This window comes from Lactiplantibacillus plajomi (assembly GCF_005405405.1).
Lineage (GTDB): Bacteria > Bacillota > Bacilli > Lactobacillales > Lactobacillaceae > Lactiplantibacillus > Lactiplantibacillus plajomi.
Genome location: NZ_BJDZ01000002.1, coordinates 1 through 20746, shown reverse-complemented (window position 1 = coordinate 20746; position 20746 = coordinate 1). Strand labels below are relative to the sequence as shown.

Annotated in this window: 26 protein-coding genes; 24 read left to right on the top strand and 2 right to left on the bottom strand. The window is 49.7% G+C overall.

What is annotated here, in order from left to right; genetic code table 11:
• Window positions 1-125: 125 nt before the first annotated feature.
• Both FFM82_RS00835 and FFM82_RS00830 read left to right on the top strand, forming a co-directional pair.
• Window positions 126-542, top strand: coding sequence for a DUF948 domain-containing protein (locus FFM82_RS00835; protein ID WP_137643971.1), 417 nt, complete (start codon window positions 126-128; stop codon window positions 540-542).
• Between the two features lie 2 nt (window positions 543-544).
• The gene (locus tag FFM82_RS00830; RefSeq protein WP_137643970.1) at window positions 545-1051 is read left to right on the top strand and encodes a YtxH domain-containing protein; all 507 of its coding nucleotides are present in this window, start codon (window positions 545-547) and stop codon (window positions 1049-1051) included.
• Window positions 1052-1109: 58 nt separating this feature from the next.
• Here FFM82_RS00830 and FFM82_RS00825 read toward each other — a convergent pair whose 3' ends face one another.
• On the bottom strand, window positions 1110-2219 hold the full coding sequence (locus FFM82_RS00825) for a M24 family metallopeptidase (RefSeq protein WP_137643969.1): 1110 nt from the start codon (window positions 2217-2219) through the stop codon (window positions 1110-1112).
• A 265-nt stretch (window positions 2220-2484) separates the two neighbouring features.
• Between FFM82_RS00825 and ccpA the strand changes: the two genes are divergently transcribed.
• From ccpA to FFM82_RS00730, 19 genes are all read left to right on the top strand, one after another.
• On the top strand, window positions 2485-3510 hold the full coding sequence (gene ccpA, locus FFM82_RS00820) for a catabolite control protein A (protein WP_137643968.1): 1026 nt from the start codon (window positions 2485-2487) through the stop codon (window positions 3508-3510).
• A 108-nt stretch (window positions 3511-3618) separates the two neighbouring features.
• Window positions 3619-4485 (top strand): sugar phosphate isomerase/epimerase family protein, encoded by an 867-nt coding sequence (locus tag FFM82_RS00815; protein ID WP_137643967.1) that lies wholly within the window; start codon window positions 3619-3621, stop codon window positions 4483-4485.
• Window positions 4478-4792, top strand: a complete 315-nt coding sequence (locus tag FFM82_RS00810; RefSeq protein ID WP_137643966.1) for a DsrE family protein — start codon at window positions 4478-4480, stop codon at window positions 4790-4792. Before FFM82_RS00815 ends, FFM82_RS00810 begins: the two co-directional genes overlap by 8 nt.
• A gap of 332 nt (window positions 4793-5124) precedes the next feature.
• The gene (locus FFM82_RS00805) at window positions 5125-5853 is read left to right on the top strand and encodes a YebC/PmpR family DNA-binding transcriptional regulator (RefSeq protein WP_137643965.1); all 729 of its coding nucleotides are present in this window, start codon (window positions 5125-5127) and stop codon (window positions 5851-5853) included.
• Between the two features lie 105 nt (window positions 5854-5958).
• A complete protein-coding gene (gene comGA, locus FFM82_RS00800; protein WP_137643964.1) occupies window positions 5959-6936 on the top strand; it encodes a competence type IV pilus ATPase ComGA in 978 nt (325 codons plus the stop codon).
• Entirely contained in the window at window positions 6875-7912 is a 1038-nt protein-coding gene (locus tag FFM82_RS00795) for a type II secretion system F family protein (protein WP_225425567.1), read from the top strand. The genes comGA and FFM82_RS00795 overlap by 62 nt, the downstream gene beginning before the upstream one ends.
• Window positions 7909-8250, top strand: coding sequence for a competence type IV pilus major pilin ComGC (comGC, locus tag FFM82_RS00790; RefSeq protein ID WP_225425566.1), 342 nt, complete (start codon window positions 7909-7911; stop codon window positions 8248-8250). Before FFM82_RS00795 ends, comGC begins: the two co-directional genes overlap by 4 nt.
• Window positions 8231-8683, top strand: a complete 453-nt coding sequence (locus tag FFM82_RS00785) for a prepilin-type N-terminal cleavage/methylation domain-containing protein (RefSeq protein WP_225425565.1) — start codon at window positions 8231-8233, stop codon at window positions 8681-8683. Before comGC ends, FFM82_RS00785 begins: the two co-directional genes overlap by 20 nt.
• Window positions 8670-8870, top strand: a complete 201-nt coding sequence (locus FFM82_RS00780) for a histidine kinase (RefSeq protein ID WP_137643962.1) — start codon at window positions 8670-8672, stop codon at window positions 8868-8870. The genes FFM82_RS00785 and FFM82_RS00780 overlap by 14 nt, the downstream gene beginning before the upstream one ends.
• Window positions 8857-9354 (top strand): hypothetical protein, encoded by a 498-nt coding sequence (locus tag FFM82_RS00775; RefSeq protein ID WP_137643961.1) that lies wholly within the window; start codon window positions 8857-8859, stop codon window positions 9352-9354. Before FFM82_RS00780 ends, FFM82_RS00775 begins: the two co-directional genes overlap by 14 nt.
• Complete coding sequence (locus tag FFM82_RS00770; RefSeq protein WP_137643960.1) at window positions 9314-9505, top strand: hypothetical protein; 192 nt, start codon at window positions 9314-9316, stop codon at window positions 9503-9505. The genes FFM82_RS00775 and FFM82_RS00770 overlap by 41 nt, the downstream gene beginning before the upstream one ends.
• Window positions 9506-9599: 94 nt before the next feature.
• A complete protein-coding gene (locus FFM82_RS00765) occupies window positions 9600-10610 on the top strand; it encodes a class I SAM-dependent methyltransferase (protein WP_137644077.1) in 1011 nt (336 codons plus the stop codon).
• Window positions 10611-10621: 11 nt separating this feature from the next.
• The gene (locus tag FFM82_RS00760; protein ID WP_137643959.1) at window positions 10622-11815 is read left to right on the top strand and encodes an acetate/propionate family kinase; all 1194 of its coding nucleotides are present in this window, start codon (window positions 10622-10624) and stop codon (window positions 11813-11815) included.
• A gap of 324 nt (window positions 11816-12139) precedes the next feature.
• Window positions 12140-13543, top strand: coding sequence for an amino acid permease (locus tag FFM82_RS00755; RefSeq protein ID WP_137643958.1), 1404 nt, complete (start codon window positions 12140-12142; stop codon window positions 13541-13543).
• 161 nt (window positions 13544-13704) lie between these two features.
• Window positions 13705-14313 (top strand): metallophosphoesterase, encoded by a 609-nt coding sequence (locus FFM82_RS00750; protein WP_137643957.1) that lies wholly within the window; start codon window positions 13705-13707, stop codon window positions 14311-14313.
• A gap of 64 nt (window positions 14314-14377) precedes the next feature.
• Window positions 14378-15763, top strand: coding sequence for a bifunctional metallophosphatase/5'-nucleotidase (locus tag FFM82_RS00745; protein WP_137643956.1), 1386 nt, complete (start codon window positions 14378-14380; stop codon window positions 15761-15763).
• 15 nt (window positions 15764-15778) lie between these two features.
• Window positions 15779-16408 carry a YutD family protein gene (locus FFM82_RS00740; protein WP_137643955.1) on the top strand — a complete coding sequence of 210 codons (630 nt, stop codon included), beginning with the start codon at window positions 15779-15781 and terminating at the stop codon, window positions 16406-16408.
• Window positions 16409-16422: 14 nt separating this feature from the next.
• A complete protein-coding gene (locus tag FFM82_RS00735) occupies window positions 16423-17214 on the top strand; it encodes a TIGR01457 family HAD-type hydrolase (RefSeq protein ID WP_137643954.1) in 792 nt (263 codons plus the stop codon).
• Window positions 17198-17830 carry a TIGR01906 family membrane protein gene (locus tag FFM82_RS00730; RefSeq protein ID WP_137643953.1) on the top strand — a complete coding sequence of 211 codons (633 nt, stop codon included), beginning with the start codon at window positions 17198-17200 and terminating at the stop codon, window positions 17828-17830. The genes FFM82_RS00735 and FFM82_RS00730 overlap by 17 nt, the downstream gene beginning before the upstream one ends.
• 44 nt (window positions 17831-17874) lie before the next feature.
• Here FFM82_RS00730 and FFM82_RS00725 read toward each other — a convergent pair whose 3' ends face one another.
• Window positions 17875-18534: a VTT domain-containing protein gene (locus FFM82_RS00725; RefSeq protein WP_137643952.1), complete on the bottom strand. Its 660-nt coding sequence runs from the start codon at window positions 18532-18534 to the stop codon at window positions 17875-17877.
• A gap of 167 nt (window positions 18535-18701) precedes the next feature.
• Here FFM82_RS00725 and FFM82_RS00720 point away from each other — a divergent pair, with 167 nt between their 5' ends.
• The 3 genes from FFM82_RS00720 (at window position 18702) to FFM82_RS00710 (ending at window position 20216) form a co-directional block, all read left to right on the top strand.
• Window positions 18702-19286 carry a peptidylprolyl isomerase gene (locus FFM82_RS00720; RefSeq protein ID WP_137643951.1) on the top strand — a complete coding sequence of 195 codons (585 nt, stop codon included), beginning with the start codon at window positions 18702-18704 and terminating at the stop codon, window positions 19284-19286.
• A gap of 142 nt (window positions 19287-19428) precedes the next feature.
• Window positions 19429-19836, top strand: a complete 408-nt coding sequence (locus FFM82_RS00715; RefSeq protein WP_137643950.1) for a CvfD/Ygs/GSP13 family RNA-binding post-transcriptional regulator — start codon at window positions 19429-19431, stop codon at window positions 19834-19836.
• Window positions 19833-20216, top strand: a complete 384-nt coding sequence (locus FFM82_RS00710; RefSeq protein WP_137643949.1) for a hypothetical protein — start codon at window positions 19833-19835, stop codon at window positions 20214-20216. Before FFM82_RS00715 ends, FFM82_RS00710 begins: the two co-directional genes overlap by 4 nt.
• The last annotated feature ends 530 nt before the right edge of the window (window positions 20217-20746 follow it).

Below are 20746 nucleotides of genomic sequence, written 5' to 3'. Positions count from 1 at the left end.
CACCGGGCTGAGTTTTCTGCAAAAGACTACCCGCACGAGGTTGTAAGCACTTTTTTGATTGAAGAATATTTAAGACAATGCTATGCTAGTTCTAATGTAAGGGCAGTTGAAGGAGGAATTTGCACATGATTACACACATTGCGGGCATTATTGCCGCCATTGCGTTTTTATTGTTAGTAATCTTTATTGGGATATTCCTGATTCGGATTACCAAGACCATGGGGGAAGTCAATCGGAGCCTAGGTACCATCACGGATGACGTGGACGCCCTGTCGCACCAGACCGAAAAAATTATGGCGAACGCCAACGAATTGTTGAAGGACGTCAATGGTAAGGTGGCCACGATTGATCCAGCCTTTCAGGCAATGGGTGACTTGGGTCAGAGCGTTTCGGACCTTAACGCGGCGACCCGTGACCTGACGGAGAAAATTGGTAAGTCCAACGAAAAACGGCACAAGTTCTCCAGCGCCAGCAAGGTCGGTAAAGCCGCCTTCGATGTCTACCGGAACCGGCGTTCAAAAAATAATAGTGAGGAGTCTTAATTATGTCAAAAAAGGGATTCTTATTTGGTTTAGCCGTGGGTAGCGCGGCCATCGCAACCGCCTTCGTGAAGATGGATGATCAAAAGAAAGCGGAACTGAAGGAGCGGGCCCAACGCGGGTTAGCAAACTTCAAGGACCGCGCGATTGATTACGCTTTTTACGCCAATGACGCGGCGGAAGATTTTAAAGTCGAAGCCAGTCAGCAGTTCGAAGATGCAAAGGAAAAAGTTGCTGACTTTGCGGATCAGTACCGTGCGGACAAGGACAGCGACGGCGACAACTTCGGTGCTAGCCTCGATCAAGCCACTGATAGTTTACGCTCCGAACTTGAAAAGGTCGAAGCCGATGCGGATGACGATAACGGTGATGACATCGTGATTGACGGGTCAGCGGCATTTGATGACGCGGTAAGCAGTGAAAGCGCGCCAGCTGATTCAGTGGCAGCCACTAATGATGCCGATAGTGATGCAGCGGCCGATTCAGATTCAGCCACCGATGATCAAAAATAACGACGATTAAAAAACGAGCGACCAGCTTAATTTGTCTGGTCGCTCGTTTTTAATTGGTTTATAAGTCTAAAATCTTTAAGTCTTTTGAAAGGTGGGTGAATGGCTTGAAACCTTCCTTAGTAACGACCCCACAGTCTTCAATCCGGACACCGGCAACGCCCGGAATGTAAATCCCAGGTTCAATGGAGAAGCACATCCCTTCAACTAACGGCATGTGGTTGCCCGCCATGATTGATGGAAATTCGTGGTCGGTCTGACCGATCCCGTGCCCGAGGCGGTGAATGAAGTATTCGCCGTAACCAGCCTTGGTGATAACGTCGCGCGCAAGCTTGTCGACGTCTTCAGCGGCCATACCTGGCTTAACGGCGGCTTGTGCCGTTAACTGGGCTTCAAGACAAACGTCGTAAATTTCTTTTTGTTTAGCGGTTGGTTGGCCGTAAGCAATCGTCCGCGACGCGTCGGAAGCGTAGCCCTTGTACATGACACCGAGGTCGAAGAGCACTAATTCGTTTGGTTTGACCTGGGTTTCGTTGGTGGCACCGTGCGGGTTAGCTGCGTGTTCACCAGCTTGAACCAGGGTACCGAAACTCATTTCCATGATGCCCTTTTGCATCAGGGCGTATTGCAGTTCGGCGGCAATTTGCTGTTCGGTCCGGCCGGCCTTAACGGCGGCAAACCCGTGTTCAAAGGCGAAGTCGGCCCATTCACCGGCAACGTTTAATTTTTCGAGTTCGTCGGCCGTTTTGACCAAGCGTAATTTTTGAATGTAAGGGGACAAGTTGTGGTCAAAATTAGCGGCTGGGAACTGCTTTTGAATCCCTTTGAACCGGTCGATCGTTAAGTTGTCGCCTTCAACGGCCCACGTCTTGGGGTCGGTCAAAGTTGCACGCACGTGGTCGGCAATCAAAGCGTACGGGTCTTCGTGGTCTAAGTAACCAAAGACCTTGTATGGCCAGCCCATTTCCTTGATGGCTTCGACTTCCAGTGCGGGTGCGAACATGAAGGGTTCGGCGTCCGCGAAAATCAACAGGGCGAGCGTCCGTTCGTACGGGTTGCTCTCAAACCCGGTTAGGTATGAAATTGTATGGAAGTTGCTGACGTAGGTGACGTCAACGTGGTTCTCGGCCGTCCACTGACGGACTTGTTGCAGTTTGCTGTAATCTGCCACTTCAATCACTCCTCAAAATAATTTAAATCGTGCTATAACTCCAGTATAGCGCTCTTTCTAATAAAAAGCTGTGAATTCCGAGTGAAAAAGTGGACGGAAGTGATGTAAAATCTTGCTTTTTGAAAATAAGTAGGTTATTATTTTCATGAAAGCGATTTCAATAGCATTCTAAAGTTGCATCACCACGGGTATTTTGCTATATTGGTTGATGTTGCATGAAAACGCATGAAAACAAATGATACCAAGTAAGAAAGGGCTATATTCTATGGAAAAACAGACAGTTACGATTTATGACGTCGCGCGTGAAGCCGCCGTTTCAATGGCAACCGTTTCACGGGTAGTAAATGGGAATCCTAACGTGAAACCGGCCACTCGTAAAAAGGTGTTGGCCGTCATTGAACGGTTAGATTACCGGCCAAACGCGGTTGCGCGGGGGTTAGCAAGCAAGCGCTCAACGACGGTCGGGGTGATTATTCCGGACGTGACCAACATTTACTTTGCCTCGCTTGCGCGTGGGATCGATGACATCGCGATGATGTACAAGTACAACATTATCCTGACGAACTCCGACGATGCTAGTGAACAGGAAGTTAACGTATTAAACACGTTGATGGCTAAGCAGGTCGACGGGATTATCTTCATGGGAAACCACGTTGACGATAAGTTACGGGCCGAATTCAAGCGAGCTAAGGCACCGGTTGTACTGGCAGGGACGGTTGATCCGGCTGGGGATACGCCGAGTGTCAACAGCGACTACGCGGCCGCCGTTGAAGAAGCGGTGACGAACTTGATTAATCACGGGCACAAGAAGATCGCGTTAGCCCTCGGATCTCTTTCACAGTCCATCAATACCGAATACCGCTTGGCGGGTTACAAGCGGGCGCTCAATAAGGCTAAGCTCCCTTATGACGACGCCTTGGTTTACGAAGCCGGCTACTCTTACGATGCGGGTAAGAAGTTGCAACCAGTTATTGCGGATAGTGGTGCGACGGCCGTGTTCGTTGGTGACGATGAAATGGCTGCCGGTATCATCAATGCCAGCATGGAATCCGGCATTAATGTGCCGAATGACCTGGAAGTTGTGACGAGTAATAACACCATCGTGACCCAAATTACCCGGCCAGCGATCACGTCGATTACCCAACCACTTTACGATATTGGTGCGGTGGCCATGCGGATGTTGACGAAGTTAATGAACGACAAGGAATTAGATGAAAAGGCCGTTATTTTGCCTTACGGGATTGTGCGGCGTGACTCGACCAAGTCCGACGAGGGCGAAACGGTCAACTAAGTCCGCTTTATTAATTAACGGCGGTTGATTAATGACTGCGTTATACTAGGTTTGGAACTTCGGTTCTGAACCTTTTTTGGTTAGAACCGGTGAGGAAGGATGGATGACATGGCAAAGTTTAAGCTACCGGCCCGACCTGGTAAAGTCCAGTTGGGGTTGAAGGCGGCCGCGAATCCGGAACAATTAGCCGACCGGCTGCAATACCGGCCACAAGTCTTTGAGTTTTACACGGCTGCGGCTGATTTTCAACCAGCTGCGTTTAAAACGTTAAAGGCCGCGGTGCGGTTTGTGCAGGAAAATAGCACGGCAAAGATTATTATTCACCACCCGATGAAGTACGCTGGCTACCACCTGGACCCGTTATTAGACCCGGAATTACAACCACAAGCGGCGGAATTTTTGCACGCCTCGACGGATCAGTTATTGGATCTAGCCCAAGAATTGGACGTTAAAATTTTGGTGCACGGGGGCTACGGCGGCGAGACGTTAATTAAGCAGATGCCATCGCTAGCGGCGGCCCGGGCGACCGTTTTGCAACGGTTGACCCAGTTAATGCACCAAGCAAACGGGCACGTCATGTTTGAGAACGGGGTGACGCCGAGTTTTATGTACGGTGATCCGCAGTTAGATGAGTTGATCATCCAGCAACAGCTGCCGCTCGTTTGTGACCTGAGCCACCTCTTTATCGGCTTGCACGGCGACATGGCGTTAACAATGCTGGCACTCAAACGCTTGGCCCCGTTGATTCAGCACTACCACTTGGTGGATTCACTCGGGCAACGGCACGATAGTTTACCGTTGGGGCAGGGATTGATCGATTGGCAGCGGGTCTTACCGGTATTGAACCCGCGGGCGACGATGATTTATGAGGTTCCCGATGAACGCGATGCGACTTGCGGCAACATGTTGCGTAGTTACCATTATTTACGGTCACTGGAAGTCCGCCAATTAGAAGGGGGCGCTGTTAATGACTAAGGTCGTCGTTCACGTGGATGATCCCAAGCGGGTTGCGCTGGCGGTTGGCAACGTTCGAAATTTGCAGGTGGCTCTACCGGCAACCGAAGTCATCGTGGTGGTCAACGGCCCGGCAATCACTAGCTTAACAACGGCCGCTTGGCAGCCGTTATTGGCTACCGGGGTTGAGATTGATGCTTGTCATAACGCCATGGTTAGCCACCAGTTAACGGCGTCCATGCTACCGACCGGGGTCGTCGTTGTACCGGCCGGTGTGGCGCGGATTGTGACGTTGCAGGCGTCCGGCGCGGCCTATTTGAAGCCGTAACGAGATTTTTATAATTCGCGTTTGATATTATAATAATTTAACTTATAATAATAAAGGCGCGTGGCAACAGGTCGCGAGTACGAATTGGCTAAGACGAAACTAAATTAATATAGGAGGAGTTTTACCCCTGAACGGTCGGGGCCGCGTTAGTCCGTGCAACTAGCGTGGGGTGCGGGGGCGCTTCGCCAGCCGGTTTAGGGTGGACGAAGCTTTGTTTTTGATTTGGCGTACGATGTCGGGTCTAGACCTTGAAATTGGCGGTCTGATTTGCTATTATACTATGCGTATGCTTAAACATAAATTCGATTAAATACGGAAAGAAGGAGTCACACATGTCAGGACATTCAAAATGGCATAACATTCAAGGCCGTAAAAACGCCCAAGATGCTAAACGTGGAAAGGTTTTCCAAAAAATCTCCCGTGAACTTTACATGGCTGTTAAAGCCGGGGGTCCTGATCCTGATTCTAACGCGCAATTACGGTTAGTAATGGATAAGGCGAAAGCTGCCAACATGCCTAAGGATAATATTAAACGGGCGGTTGATAAAGGTAGTGGCGCCGGCGCTGAAAATTACGAAGAAGTCACTTATGAAGGTTACGGTCCTGGTGGGATTGCCGTGCTAGTTCACGCGTTAACCGATAACAAGAACCGGACGGCCGCTGCGGTGCGTTCAGCGTTCACCCATTCCGGTGGCTCCTTAGCTGCGACTGGTGCCGTTAGCTACATGTTCGACCGCAAAGGTTACATTGTGATCAGCCGTGAAGACCTTGATACGGACGAAGATACCATGTTAATGGACGTTTTAGATGCTGGTGGCGATGATTTACAATCAAGCGACGAAGCGTTTGAAATTTACACGGATCCTAAGCAATTAGCTGCGGTTCGTGACGCCCTTGAAAAGGCCGGTTACAAGTTGGAAACGGCGGAATTAACGATGATTCCTGAAAACTTGACCGACGTTCCAGCTGATAAAGTTGAAAAGTTACAACACTTGATCGACGAATTAGAAGATAACGACGACGTTTCTGAAGTATACGAAGCCGCTAACTACCCAGACTAATTCAACGGTTTGACGTGAATTGATTAATTTCAATTCACGTCTTTTTTTTCGCGAAAAATGACGCGTGCTACGCAGTTAAATAATAGAAGGATGGTGAGGCAATTAATGACGATTGAAACTGAGATGATGACGATTATCAAGGCTGCGATGCGGTCACGTGCGAGTGATATTTATTGGTTACCAGCCCAATCCGGCTACCAAGTCAGTATTCAAGCGGCTGGTCACCTGCAACCGCTGATGACGTTGGATACGGCCAGTGCGGAGCGCCTGATCAACCACGTTAAGTACCGCAGTAACATGGCCATTAGTGATCACCGGCGACCACAGTTGGGAGCGATGAACGTGATGGTGGGGGGCCAGCGGTTAGATTTGCGGATTTCGACGGTTGGTGATTTTTTGGACCGGGAGTCGCTGGTGGTGCGGTTGTTATACGCACTAGATAACCAGCAGTTCCGGTACCTGATTCCGGGGCAGCGCGAGCAGTTACGGACGTTGTTGCGGGGGTCGGGATTGATTTTGTTCAGCGGGCCGATGGGGTCGGGGAAGACCTCGACGATGTACGATTTAGCCCGCGAGCTCCGTGGTAAACGGGTGGTGATGACGATTGAAGACCCGGTGGAAGTGTACGAGCCGGCCTTCTTACAACTACAGGTCAACCCGACGGCCCAGATGGCGTATCCCGAGCTATTGAAGGTGGGGTTACGGCACCACCCCGACGTTTTTATTATTGGTGAGATCCGTGACGCCAAGACGGCGCAAATTGCGGTTCAGGCGGCGCTGAGTGGTCACCTGGTGTTAAGTACGTTGCACGCGCGTGGTGTTTACGGGATTCCCGCCCGCTTGACCCAGTTGGGGGTGGCGCCCGCGCTGTTGGGAGAAACACTCCGTGCGGCGGTGTATCAGCGACTGGTTACCTTAACGGATGGGCAACCAGCTACCTTATTCGACATCGCGCCGGTAAGCACCGACTTACTGACCACGACCGACCGACTCATGACGGTGAAATGGGGGCAATTGATCGATGAACAACTTGATGCAAAGCGGCTTACGCCCGCGCTGGCGGCAGAACTCAAAGGCGCCTAAACGCCTACGACCATCTGTTCAGGCGACGCTGTTTGAAACGTTGGCGGACTTACTAAATAACGGTTTTTCTTTACAAGCCGCGATGCGCTTCATCGTGGATATCAACGGCGCCCGTTACCGACCGCTGAAAGCAACGATTGCACAGTTAGCTGCCGGCCAAGGATTGGCGGCGGCTTTGCGTCCCTACGTAGCGGTCGACCTGTACTACCAATTGTTGATTGCGGAAATTCACGGCCAACTGGCAACGACTTTACGCCAATCGGGCCAGCTAATGCGAACCCGAGCGGAACAGGCCCGCCAAGTTCGGCGACTATTACAGTACCCGGCGTTGTTGTTAATAATGGTGTTTGCAACCCTAGCGATGGTCCAGTTTGCGATTTTACCGAACTTTAGCGCGGGGAGTGGTGGTCCGTCACGGCTCGTTGGCGGCTTAGTGGTAGTCGTGGTCGGCCTGGGAATTGTGGGTGGGCTGGTTTATTGGCAGCTAAAACGGTTACCCACGCGTGAACGCTACCAGCGACTGGCCAGGTGGCCAATCGTTGGTCCGGTGGTGACGACTTATACCGGCTATTACCTGACGTTGAATGCCGGAATGCTACTATCCGGTGGTCTGGGCATCCGGGCGATTTGTGAAGTCAGTCGCCAATTCGATGAGCGGGCACTTCTCGCACAACAGGGACGGGCAATTGAACGGGCATTACTAGCAGGTCAGACCTTAGTGACTACCATCAAGGCAGATTGCTTATTGCCGAATGAACTGGCCTTACTCGTCAGTAAAGCCAGCCCGGCCGAACGGATGAGTCGGGAACTGTTGTATTTTGCCAGCCTACAGTATAACCAGTTGATCCGGAAGTTAAACCGCGGGATTAGCTGGATCCAACCAATCTTTTTCCTGATTGTGGCTTCAGTGATTTTAGGCACCTACTTGTCCGTGTTACTACCACTTTATCAATCGATGGGAGACATGTTGAAATGATGAAAATTAAGCAGGCAATCAAGCGGGCGGCGGCTCCGCAAGAAGGGTTCACACTAATCGAGTTGGTAATTGTATTGGGAATAATTTCGGTGATGATGCTGATATTAATCCCGAATTTAAATCGGCAACGTGAAGTAGCGATGAAGCGTTCAGACGCGGCCCTCAGTCGGGTGGTTAAAAATCAGGCGAAGGCTTACGCTGCGGAAAAGAATCGACCGGTAAGTAGTGTCACCCTGGATGAATTAAAAGAAGCCCACTATTTGGATGAAGATCAAGTGCAACGCGCGGAAAACAAGGCGTACCTGCCAGTAAATGACGATGATGCGTCGCAAAAGTAGGGGCTTTACGCTACTGGAAGCCGTAATCACACTCGGAATATTGAGCAGTTTGCTGGTGTTGACCGTCAACCGCTTACCGACCCGCCAACACCAGCGTAACGCGGAAACTCTTTTCTGGCAGCACTTTGACACGCTGTGGAAGCGCAACGTGCTAATTGCCAGTACGAGTGGCCAACGCCGCGACGTCGTTTTTTCAGCGATAAATAATGACGTCCAGTTTAGTCAACACGTCCAGTTGGGGCAATCCGTGCCGGTGACCCGTTTAACATTACCACCGACGCTGCACGTGCTAACTGACAAGAAAATCATCATCTATCGCAACGGCCACCCGCAATTGGCCAAAGTGCTGCTTTCGTCAACGTTAGACCCGCAGCACCAACTAAAATTCAACGCGTTAATGGGATGGGGGGCGTATCAAGTTGCACCGATTTAAAACACAATCGGGGTTTATCCTGTTGGAAACGATTGTCAGTCTGGGCCTCCTAGTAGGCGGTATTCTCAGTTTTGAAAGCTTAGAACTTTTGATGCGGCGGGGGGAACAGCGAATGGTTCACCAGGTTCAGCGAGCCCGTTACGATTACGAAGTCCAGCAAATGGCAGTGACCAATGAAAAAAGTTAGCGGGTATACACTGGTCGAGGTCGCGACGGCGTTGATTATATTGGCCTTAACGAGCCCGTTTTTCTTTCAGGGGTTTAATGAATTACAACGCCACGTTCAGGATCAACCGGCCACGATCGACTGGTATTTAATGTTGCGCGAGCTAGAAAATCCGGACCACCGGTTGGGGGTGGCAATGAAATATGATAATCAGGAACGAGGCGTTAAGCTGGTACGGCGGCCAATGACGCCAGCCGAACCGCCAAGTAAGATTTATTTTTTAAGCTACTTCCCCAAGGCCCAGTGGTTAGTATTAAAGACGCCGAACAACGGGATGATTCACCTAATGCGCCACGTGACCAGCTTTAAGTTTACCCGCGATCACCAGATGACGATTACGATTACTGGTGGGCAGCGGTTACGAGCCCGGTTGCTTTTACCGGATGTAAAGGGGGAGGTCAGTCATGAAGAAGCGCCCGGGGATTCTACTCGTCTCAGTCATTAGTTTCCTCCTGATTGGGACCGCCTTTGAAATGCAGCGCTACGCGACCTATTTGGACCGGCAACGGGTTTACGGGTTGGTCATCGAAGCGTTTCGTCACCCCGAAACGGCCGTGGACAGCGTTAAAGCAACTGGGGCGATGAGAAACGACTAAGTTTTTGCCTTTCCGCTGGGGCTTGTGCTTGAACTCACCTTTTAAAGTCGTTAGTATTGATAAGGATTTAATTATTTCGAATGGGGTGAGCATTCTGGCACAATCAGAAACCGAAACGTTATTTAAAGTTTTCGATCAGTCAGTCACAATTTTAATGCAACAACTAGCCGTTTCCTATGTGGATGCGCTAATTGAAACCGGTGATAACCTCGTGAGCCAAACGGTGCACGTTGAGGACGGACAACCGGACGCGGCGCACGTAGCCCAGTTACGCCAACTTTATCAAAGTGTTAATTTAAAGCAGTACGACGCCGAAACCATTCGGCGGGCAGTTCAGCTGGCCCTGCTAAAGGCCATTCATAACGACCGCGTGGACCCGAACCACCAAATGACGCCGGATTCAATCGGGCTGCTAACAGCGTACTTGATTGCAAAGTTAGTTGGTCAAACGGACCAACTCCGTATCCTGGACATTGCGGTCGGTACTGGTAACCTTCTCACGACCGTGATGAACCAGCTGCAGGCTAACCGAAAAACCACGATTCAAGGTTACGGGGTCGACAACGATGATAACCAGCTCGCAGTGGCAGCGATGAGTATGGATTTACAGGGCTCGGCGGTTGAACTGTTTCACCAAGACGCCCTGGACCCACTCCTGATTCCCAAGGCGACCGTGGCGATTGGCGATTTGCCGGTCGGCTACTACCCACTTGATGAACGGGTTAAGAACTTTAAGACCCGCGCAACTAACGGCCATTCATACGTCCACCATTTGATGATGGAACAGGCGTTAGGCCAATTAGAGCCAGGCGGCTGGGGGGTCTTCCTAGTTCCAACGACAATCTTTAAGTCCCAGGAATCTCAGGGCCTGATCAAGTGGATGGGAACCGCCGCTTACTTGCAAGGCTTACTGAACTTACCGAAAAATCTATTTTTAGATGAGCAATCGCGAAAGTCGTTAGTGGTCTTGCAAAAGCATGGTCAGGGTGCCCAACAAGCAGGTAAAGTCTTGCTGGGTGAATTTCCGTCCTTTGAAGACGTGAAAGCCTTTGAGGCCTTTACGGCGCAGATCGACGAGTGGGTCGGTCAGAATATTCATCGGTAGGGGGCGAGACTGTGGGCAAAACGATTGCCATTAACGCGGGAAGTTCCACGCTGAAATTTAAATTATTTGAAATGCCGGCTGAGCGGGTGATTGCCAGCGGGGCGGTTGAACGCATCGGCTTGGCGCAATCGCCGGTTCATATCCGCTATGGTTTGGACCATGATTATCAAGAAACTGAACAAGTTGCTGATCACCAAACAGCGGTCAACATTATTCTTGATGAGCTGATCAAGTTACACATTATTGAACGGTATGATGAAATTACTGGCATTGGCCACCGGGTCGTAGCCGGTGGTGAGCTGTTTCACGACTCGGTCTTAATAACCGATTCTGTACTCGCTAAAATCGACGCGCTAGCTGAATACGCGCCACTGCATAATCCAGCCAACGCGGTTGGAATCCGAGCGTTTAAGCGCTTATTGCCCAACGTTCCGGCCGTGGCCGTTTTTGACACCGCCTTTCACGCGTCGATGCCGCAGATTAATTATTTGTACTCATTACCTTATGAGTATTATCAACAATATGGTGCCCGGCGCTTTGGGGCCCACGGAACGAGTCACCGCTACGTGGCGGTGCGGGCAGCCAAATTTTTAGACCGGCCGTTATCGGAACTGAAGCTAATCACGTTACACTTAGGTGCGGGGAGCTCGATCACGGCCATCAAGAATGGTCAAAGTTACGATACGTCGATGGGCTTCACGCCGCTAGCTGGGATTACGATGGCGACCCGCTCCGGTGACGTTGACCCGTCGCTAGTCGCATTCTTGATGCAAAAGTTGCACGTGACCGATCCGGAAAAAATGTTGTCGATTTTGAATACGCAATCGGGATTGTTAGGTCTGGCTGGTTCGGCGGATATGCAAGAACTAGAAGCCCGTTATGATCACGATGAACGGGCCCGGTTGGCCATCGACATTTTCGTCAACCGAATCGTTAAGTACGTCGGGGCCTACCTCGCAGAGTTGGGCGGCGCGGATGCGCTGGTCTTTACGGCCGGGATTGGTGAACGCGACGCACGGATGCGGCAACGCATTGCTGATCAACTTAGTTACTTCGGCGTTGAAATTGATGCTGATCGGAATCAGGTCAGCGGGGTCGAGCGCGATTTGAGTTGTCCAAACGCAACGATCCGGTCGTTATTGATTCCGACCGATGAGGAATTGATGATTGCCCGCGACGTGGAGCGGGTCGGCCACGGTCGCTAGTCACCTAAACTTGAAGAAAACCGACTGAACTGATCAGGGCCCCGTGTCCTGGTCAGTTTTTTTAGCTTAATTAGGGGTAAAGTGAAATTTATTCATCAATGTATGTCATAAGTTCACCTGATTCATGTAAGTTAGTTTGTTAAGCAACCCGCAGGACTATCCGGCATGGTGCCCGCCAACAGTGGTTTTAGCAATCAATTGGGGACGTAAGCGTCAGCATTCTTTAACACTTTTGGACTATACCAATAATTAAAAACTTGGGAGGGTCGGCTTTTGAACGTGTTTTAAATCCTCGGTATAATATGCGCCAAGGGGAGTGCTGAAATGAAGACAGAAAATAACCAACCCGCGAAGGGTCAACTTTCGCGCGGGTTGAAAAGCCGTCACGTTCAATTAATTGCCATTGGCGGTACGATTGGGACCGGCTTATTCTTAGGTGCCGGCCAGTCAATCCACTTGGCCGGGCCATCCATTTTGATTGCCTACTTGGTCACCGGCCTGGTGTGTTTCTTATTAATGCGGGCACTCGGTGAGTTATTGCTTTCCGATTTGAACACGCATTCGTATATCGATTTTATTAAACAGTATTTAGGTGAACGGGCCGGCTTCGTGGCTGGCTGGACCTACTGGGTTTGTTGGATCACGATTGCCATGGCGGAAATTACCGCCGCTGGTGAGTACATGCAGTTTTGGTGGCCAAAGTTACCACAGTGGCTACCAGGACTGGTCATCTTGATTCTCTTACTCGGTTTGAACTCGATTAACGTCTCGGCCTTTGGGGAGACTGAGTTTTGGTTTGCCATCGTCAAGATTGTGGCCATCGTGGCCCTGATCTTAGTCGGTATTGGCATGGTCGTCTTTAGTGTTAAAACACCGGTCGGCCACGCTGGTTTCGGTAACTTAGTCAATTACGGCGGTTTTATGCCGCACGGCTTTAAGGGCTTGGTGTTATCATTTCAAATGGTCCTGTTTAGCTTTATCGGGATTGAAATGGTTGGGATGACCGCGTCAGAAACTGCGGATCCTAAGCACGTCATTCCAAAGGCCATTAACGATATTCCCGTTCGGATTATCTTATTTTACGTTGGCTCACTATTCTTCTTAATGAGTATGTACCCGTGGCAATACTTTTCCGCTGCGCACAGCCCGTTTGTTCAGGTTTTTTCGAACTTAGGAATTCGTTCAGCGGCGGCCATCATTAACTTCGTGGTTCTAACCGCCGCGGCTTCTAGCTGTAACAGTGCATTGTTCAGTACGGGCCGGATGTTGTTCTCATTAACGTACGGTGGTCAGTCGAAATTTTCCAAGAAGATGGGCAAGCTATCCGCGAGCCAGGTACCGCGCAACGCGTTATTCGTCTCGACCGCAGTGATTGGATTGTCCGTTATTCTGAACCTGTTGATGCCGGGCAAGGTCTTTTCACTAATTGCCAGTGTTTCAACGACCTGCTTTATTTTCATTTGGGGCGCCATTGTGTTAGCGCACCTTAAGTACCGTCAGCGGGTCGGCAAACACCACGCAGTTAAGTTCAAGATGCCGCTTTACCCGCTTTCCGACTACTTTGTGTTGGCCTTTCTAGCGTTTATCGCGGTTGTACTTTGCTTGAAGTCGGAAACGCTGATTGCGTTAATTGCGTCCCTGATTTGGATCGGCGGTTTGTACGTTGTCAAGTTTGTTGGTGACCGGGTGCGTGGCCGGGTCGCGGAAATGAAAGAAAACGACGACTAATTAAACTTAAACAATTAAATTTAGTTTAGTGAAGCTGTGGCTAAAGCCACAGCTTCTTTACGTTCCGTTGGCGAAACTTGCGCCGTAGTCAGCGGTGCGCTTTTTAGCAACTAGCGGTACAATTAAAGCTAACTAAACTTATTCGGAATCGAGGTTGAACGATGCAATATTTTACTTCTGATACGCATTTTTATCACGCTGACTTGTTGGGGATGAACGACTTTGCGCCGCGGCCGTTTGCCGACGTTGCGACGATGAATCAGACAATTATTGATCATTGGAACGCCCGCGTGACGGACCGGGACACGGTTTATCACCTCGGGGACGTTGCCCTGTATTTTACGCGACCAGCGAAGCTGTCCTATCAACGGGTCGCGGCCATTCTAAGTCAGTTGAACGGTAAAATCGTGTTTATTAAGGGTAACCACGATTCACGCGCTTTCTTTAAGTACTTAGCGGCGCATGACCCGCAGGTAAACGGACAACCCAAATATGAGTTTCACGACGTGGGCGTACTGATCAAGTATGATCACCGGCAATATTACATGACCCATTACCCGATGATGTTGGGGATCGTTAAGCAGATTATCAACTTGCACGGTCACATCCACCATTACGCCGTCAACGCGAAGGAGAACATCAACGTGGGAGTTGACACGCCCGAAACTGACTATTTAGACCATTCCGTCCCGTTTGGTGCGCCGTTTTCGTTAGCCGAAATTGAGCAGATGGTCACCGGTAAAACGGTTGATTTTGCTAAACGGCGGTAGGGTGCTTGACCGGGGTTGGTGAATGCTTTAGGATTAACGGAGATAATGGATGGGAGCGACGGACTTGAGTGAAGCCATCACGATTTTGCATACGAACGATATCCACTCACACTTTGAAAACTGGCCGCGAATTCGGCGTTACTTGCTGGATCAGCAAATGATCAGCCGTGAAACCGGTCGGGCAGTAATCACGGTCGATTTGGGCGACGCGGTCGACCGGGCCCACCCGCTGTCGGAGGCGACGCGTGGTCGGGCTAACGTTGAACTGTTAAACCAAATTAAGTACGACGCCGTGACGATCGGTAATAATGAAGGCCTGGGGTTGACCCACACGGAGTTGGACCGGTTATATCAGGACGCCAATTTTGACGTTGTTTTGGATAACCTGGTGGACGCGCGGACGGGTCAGCAACCGGATTGGGCCCAGCCGGCAAAAATTATTACGACGGCATCCGGGACGCGGGTCCTCTTGCTGGCGTTCACGGCACCGTTTACGATGACCTACCCGTTGAATGGTTGGACGCCGCAACGCGTTTCGGACCGACTACCCGAGTTGTTACGCGCTTACGCGGGGCAATTCGACGTCTTAGTGGTTCTATCGCACCTCGGACTCAACGTTGACCGCTGGTTGGCGAAACATTTTCCAACGATTGACGTCATTATTGGTAGTCATACTCACCACTTATTAGTTAACGGTGAATTAGATCACGGCGTTTTACTCGCGGCGGCCGGTAAGTACGGGCAGCATGTGGGTAAAATTACGTTGACGTTAGATGAGCAACATCGGGTGACGGCAGCCAACGCGGCCACGGTGACGACGACGGATTTGCCGGCCATGCCAACCGATCAGGACGAAATTACTCGGTGGCAACGTTACGGTGCCCAGTTACTAACTGACCGGGTGATTGCCCGCTCACCGGCGCAATTACGCCCGCACTGGCACCACGCTAGTCAGTTGACGGCGCTCGGCCTTGAAGCGATTACGGCCTATGCCGGTACCGAACTGGGCATGCTGAACGGCGGGCTGTTTATGCGTGATTTACCGGCGGGAACGGTTAATCGTAATGATTTACACACGATGTTACCGCACGCCATGCACGTGATTCGGGTCACCTTAAAGGGCCGCGACCTCTGGCGACTCGTTTATGAAATGGAATTAGTGCGACCATTTTTGAATAAGTACCATATTCAAGGAATGGGCTTTCGCGGTCAGGTTTTTGGCTATATTCAGTACCAAGGGTTGGAGTGGCAACCTGAACAACATCGATTATTAGTGAACGGGACGGCGGTAGACTTCGAACGTGAGTATCAAATCGCGTTGTTGGATCACCACCTCTTTATCCCGTTCTTCCCGACCATTAACATTAGTGGGCGGACAGAAATTTTATTTGACGCATTTTTGCGGACGGTCGTTGGTGACTATTTGTCGGCAAAGTGGCCGTTAACATAGAAAGGTGGTGTCCGTGTGAATCGCGAACATATTGACGAATTAGCTGAACAGCAAGCTGAACGGCGAAAAAATTTATATCACGGTCTCCGGACTGACAAGACCCACGTTGAGGTCAATAAACACCCGTTTGAAATTGTTTATGACTATCACCAGGCGTTCGTCTTGGACAAGTTTGTTGAACGCTTTAGCCCAATCCTGAACAAATACGATTACGTTGTGGGGGACTGGGGCTTTGAACAGTTACGACTGAAAGGTTTTTATCGGGACGACATGAAGGATGTGCAGCGGGCCCAGACCATCGGTGCCGTTCAGGATTATTTGTACGAATACTGTAATTTTGGCTGTGCTTACTTTATTTTGAAAAATGAACGGGTCATCAAACCAAAACGGTCGGCGCACCCGCGTAAGGATGAACGGCGGCATAAACGTGGCGGCAATGGGCATTCCCGTTCGCGCAGCACCCGGGCAAGCAGCCGCAGTAAACAGCAACGGCGTAAGGGGCGTAACTTTACGACTAAGCAGAAGGCCGCACCGTTTACCGAGAAAAAGCGGACTCCCGCAAAGGTTAAACCGGGTAGTGGGAAGCAGGTCAAGACAAGTAAGCAGGCGAGTGCAAAGCGGCACTTTACAATTCGCCAGAAGTAGAGAGGGATTTTTGATTGGGTAAGTATAAGGGATATTTAATTGATTTAGACGGAACGGTTTACCGCGGTCGGGAACGGATTCCCGCGGCCAAGCGTTTTATTGAACGCTTGCAGGCCAGTGGCACGGATTTTTTGTTGGTTACCAATAATACGACCAAGTCACCGGCGGACGTTGCGGAAAACTTGGCAACGAACCACGACATCCACGTAACCCCGGACCACGTGTACACGGCGGCTTTGGCGACTGCGGACTACGTGACCGAGTTAGCGGGGGCCGGTGAAAAGACGATGTACGTGATCGGCGAGCTTGGTTTAAAGGGTGCCATGTTGGATAAGGGCTTTAAGTTTAACGAAGTGACACCGCGTTACGTGATTGTTGGACTTGACTATGATGCCACTTACCATAAGTTTGAACTCGCAACGTTAGCGATTAAGCGCGGAGCGAAGTTTATCGGTACCAACGCCGATACGAACTTGCCAAATGAGCGGGGCTTAGTGCCGGGAGCTGGTTCGGTGATTGCGATGGTCGAGCGGGCGACCCAGCAAAAGGCGACCTATGTCGGTAAACCCGAGACGATCATTATGGAAAAGGCCGTCCAGCGAATTGGGCTGGATAAGTGCGACTGTGTTATGGTCGGTGATAACTACATGACCGATATTTCGGCAGCCATTAATTTTAAGATGGATTCACTGTTGGTTTATACGGGGGTGTCGACCCCGGAACTAGTGGCTAAGCAGGCGGTTCAGCCGACGCAAGTTGTTAACTCACTCGATGAATGGGATTTGGAAAATGGTGTGGTTAAATAAAGTTAAACAGTGGGGCCAGTGGCTCGGCCTTTACTTGTGGTTGATCAGTGGGACCGTTATTTTGACGATCAATGCTAGTTGGCTGTATTGGCTAAACGCCACCAGTCAAAAGTTAGGGGCGGTCGTCAACTTATCGTTGGGTCGGCTGATGCAAAATTACTATCAACTGCTCGCGTACCTAAATTTCCCGTGGGTCAGCCGGTTAAAAATGACTGATTTTACGGATTCAGCGGCGGCGTTGGGCCACTTCGCCGATGTTAAGCAGCTGTTTATGCTGACGTACGCGGTGTTTATCGTGACGAGCGTGGTCTGCTATTACTTTTGGCGGGATCTCAAAAAATCGCGGCAGCTGTGGCGGTTGATTTTGCCAATGCAGGCGGCGCTGTGGGTTCCCCCGGTCGTCGTTGCCATGATGGCGGTTAATTTTGACCAGTTTTTCGTTTTCTTCCACCGGGTGTTGTTTCGTAACTCGGACTGGTTATTTGATCCGTTAGTCGACCGAATCATACTGGTCTTACCAGACACGTTTTTCTTACAGTGTTTTGTGCTGGCGTTCATCATTATTGAGTGGGCGTTTGCCTACCTATTGTCCGTTGGTAAAACGGCACTTGATTAAAAAAATAGCGTTGCTAGTGATGAGCTAGCAACGCTATTTTTGAATTAATCTTCGTCATTGGCGGGCACTTTACCGAGCCGTGCGCGCAGGGCCGATAAGATAGCCGGAATGAGTGAAACCAGGATAATACCGAGAACGACGAAGGAAAAGTGGGCTTTAACGAAGGGAATGTTACCAAAGAAGTAACCGCCACCGCAACAGAGTATGACCCAGAGGATGCAGCCAATCACGTTGTAGCGGATGAACTGCGTGTAAGCCATCCGACTGCTAGCTGCGACGAACGGGACAAAGGTCCGGATGATTGGCATGAAGCGGGCGATTGTGACGGTGATACCGCCGTGTTTTTCGAAGAACTTCTCCGACTTCGCAAGTTGCTTCTGATTGATCAGGCGACCAAACCAGGATGTCTGGGTGAGGCGTTCACCGAGTGAATGGCCAATCCAGAAGTTTAGCGAGTCTCCAGCCAGGGCGGCCACTAAGAAGAGCGCGATAAACGACCAGACGTGCAGCCCGTAAGTCGGGTTAGCCGCCAGGGCACAGGCGGCGAAGAGCAGCGAGTCCCCCGGGAGGAACGGTAAGATTACCGCGCCGGTTTCAATGAAAATAATGGCAAAAAGGATTAGATAGGTCCAAATCCCAAAGCTGTTAACAATGGTGACTAAGTGTTCATCAATGTGAAGCACGAAATCAATTAGAAAACTCATGGTTACCTCCATAAATGTCTGACTTATGCTGTTACCGAGGATAGCAGAAAAAGGCTGAAATTACTATGGCAAGCGCCTAATCGCTACGAAAACCTAACAAATTACTAGCTTTTAAGCGGCTTCTCTTGTATTATCGAGGTAATCTATGTAGAAAACGGGTGATTTTTGTGGCGTATCCACAATTAGATTTAGCGCAGGTCAAGGGACCGAAAGCAACGATTAAAACCAACGCGGGTGACATTTTTGTTCAGTTATTTCCTGAACAAGCCCCTAAAAGTGTTGAAAACTTTGTTAGTTTAGCAAAGAAGGGCTATTACGATGGCATCATCTTTCACCGGGTCATTCCTGATTTTATGATTCAGGGTGGCGATCCGACCGGTACTGGCATGGGCGGCGAGAGCATTTGGGGCCAACCGTTTGAAGATGAATTTTCACAAGAAGTGTTCAACTTACGTGGTGCTTTATCAATGGCGAACGCGGGTCCGAACACTAATGGTAGCCAATTCTTCATCGTTCAAAAGCCACAGTTAGACGCTGGGATGGCTGATCAGATGAAACAAGCGGGCTATCCCGACGAAATCATTGCCGCTTATGGTAATGGTGGGACGCCGTGGTTAGATTTCCGCCACACCGTTTTCGGTGCGGTTAGTCAAGGAATGGACGTTGTTGATAAGATCGCGGCGATGAAGACCGGCATGCAGGATAAGCCGGTCAAAGACGTTGTGATTGAAACGATTACTATTGATGATTAGTGTTCGGAGGGACGTTTTCCGTTAAGGGAGCGTCCCTTTTAGTTTGGAAGCAGAGATGAGCGGATTTTGAAAAAATGCTTATTCAGGGTATAATATTTACAATTATTAAGTTCACGTTATTCGTGAGTGGAAAGGAGTCGTTATGAGTAACTATCGAATTGGAATGCGGGTCCACGGACGGATTACGGGCATTCAACCATACGGGGCATTTGTCACACTGGATGCTGATCACCAGGGATTGATTCACATTTCAGAATGTCATGAAGGCTACGTTAAGAGCATTGGCGACTTTTTGAAGGTTGGCCAGACGGTTGACGTCATCATTTTAGATATTGACGAGTACACCGGCAAGATTAGTCTGTCGTTACGCTGCGTTGAACAGCAACCGCATCACACTACTAGTGATTTGGAGATTTATAAAACCTTTAGGCATAAACATTTTTGGACCAATCGGCACGTCCACGCTGGGTTTACACCGATTGCAACCCACCTAGACGGCTGGATTGCGGATTCGTTAAAGCGGTTAGATGCTGAGGAGGGTGTGAAGTGAGTAAGCAAGTTGCCGGGACAATTATTCAAAATGATGAACAGGGAACGCGGTTTTTAGTGACTAAGGATCGGCAGGGTGCGTACTGTTTTTATCATTTAACGGTGCGTGACGGGCAAAGTCCATTAGCGTCGATGTTGTATGAGCTACGCCATTCAGTTGGAATTGAAGTTGATCGTTTGCGGTTATACGACTCGAGCATTGCGATGATTGGCGATGAAAAGGTTGACCTATTCGTGTTTAATCACGTTAATATGACGGCGGCAGTTGAACAACGGTTGGCACAACATAATCTGTTTTTAGTGCCAGCACGGGCGTTACACGAGTTATTCCGTAGCGTTAACGTAGGGCAGACGTCACCAATGGAAGATTTTTATAAATAATTTGTAATTTAGGCTTGACCTGTATAGTAATACTTGATAAGATATATCTTGTCGCTGCGAGAGAGCCGGTAAATGGCTTGACAGCAACGAGTTAGTATCTTTTCTAGTTTTTAGTGGCTATGAATAAATATTCATTGAGTTAAAAACTTGTTGACAGGCTTTGAATGGCATGCTAAGATATATCTTGTTGTTGCGAACCACTTTAGTGGCTTGCGACGGCGGTTGTTAAGTGATTAAATCAGCCGCTTCTCAATTGCATAGATATTCAATAACTTGAAAAAAGTTGTTGACAAGCTTTAATTGAGATGCTATTATAAAACAGTTGTGTTGAGCTAATCAACTTAACGAATTAGACCTTTGAAAACTGAACAAAGTTTCGACGAATCAAATGTGTAGGGTCTCTTGATCTTGAATCAAGAGCAAACATTTGCGAAGTCAATTCGCTAGCAAATAAATTTTTGAACAACTTTAAATGAGCTTTTTAGAACTCATCATTAATTTGAGAGTTTGATCCTGGCTCAGGACGAACG

What these genes read in the sequence shown, in the direction of transcription:
- FFM82_RS00775 (WP_137643961.1), top strand. Translation starts at nt 8,857, where the DNA reads ATGAAAAAAGTTAGCGGGTATACACTGGTCGAGGTCGCGACGGCGTTG.
- FFM82_RS00730 (WP_137643953.1), top strand. Translation starts at nt 17,198, where the DNA reads ATGGTGTGGTTAAATAAAGTTAAACAGTGGGGCCAGTGGCTCGGCCTT.
- FFM82_RS00785 (WP_225425565.1), top strand. Translation starts at nt 8,231, where the DNA reads ATGATGCGTCGCAAAAGTAGGGGCTTTACGCTACTGGAAGCCGTAATC.
- FFM82_RS00750 (WP_137643957.1), top strand. Translation starts at nt 13,705, where the DNA reads ATGCAATATTTTACTTCTGATACGCATTTTTATCACGCTGACTTGTTG.
- FFM82_RS00830 (WP_137643970.1), top strand. Translation starts at nt 545, where the DNA reads ATGTCAAAAAAGGGATTCTTATTTGGTTTAGCCGTGGGTAGCGCGGCC.
- FFM82_RS00715 (WP_137643950.1), top strand. Translation starts at nt 19,429, where the DNA reads ATGAGTAACTATCGAATTGGAATGCGGGTCCACGGACGGATTACGGGC.
- ccpA (WP_137643968.1), top strand. Translation starts at nt 2,485, where the DNA reads ATGGAAAAACAGACAGTTACGATTTATGACGTCGCGCGTGAAGCCGCC.
- comGC (WP_225425566.1), top strand. Translation starts at nt 7,909, where the DNA reads ATGATGAAAATTAAGCAGGCAATCAAGCGGGCGGCGGCTCCGCAAGAA.
- FFM82_RS00810 (WP_137643966.1), top strand. Translation starts at nt 4,478, where the DNA reads ATGACTAAGGTCGTCGTTCACGTGGATGATCCCAAGCGGGTTGCGCTG.
- FFM82_RS00835 (WP_137643971.1), top strand. Translation starts at nt 126, where the DNA reads ATGATTACACACATTGCGGGCATTATTGCCGCCATTGCGTTTTTATTG.
- FFM82_RS00770 (WP_137643960.1), top strand. Translation starts at nt 9,314, where the DNA reads ATGAAGAAGCGCCCGGGGATTCTACTCGTCTCAGTCATTAGTTTCCTC.
- FFM82_RS00795 (WP_225425567.1), top strand. Translation starts at nt 6,875, where the DNA reads ATGAACAACTTGATGCAAAGCGGCTTACGCCCGCGCTGGCGGCAGAAC.
- FFM82_RS00805 (WP_137643965.1), top strand. Translation starts at nt 5,125, where the DNA reads ATGTCAGGACATTCAAAATGGCATAACATTCAAGGCCGTAAAAACGCC.
- comGA (WP_137643964.1), top strand. Translation starts at nt 5,959, where the DNA reads ATGACGATTGAAACTGAGATGATGACGATTATCAAGGCTGCGATGCGG.
- FFM82_RS00815 (WP_137643967.1), top strand. Translation starts at nt 3,619, where the DNA reads ATGGCAAAGTTTAAGCTACCGGCCCGACCTGGTAAAGTCCAGTTGGGG.
- FFM82_RS00755 (WP_137643958.1), top strand. Translation starts at nt 12,140, where the DNA reads ATGAAGACAGAAAATAACCAACCCGCGAAGGGTCAACTTTCGCGCGGG.
- FFM82_RS00725 (WP_137643952.1), bottom strand. Translation starts at nt 18,534, where the DNA reads ATGAGTTTTCTAATTGATTTCGTGCTTCACATTGATGAACACTTAGTC.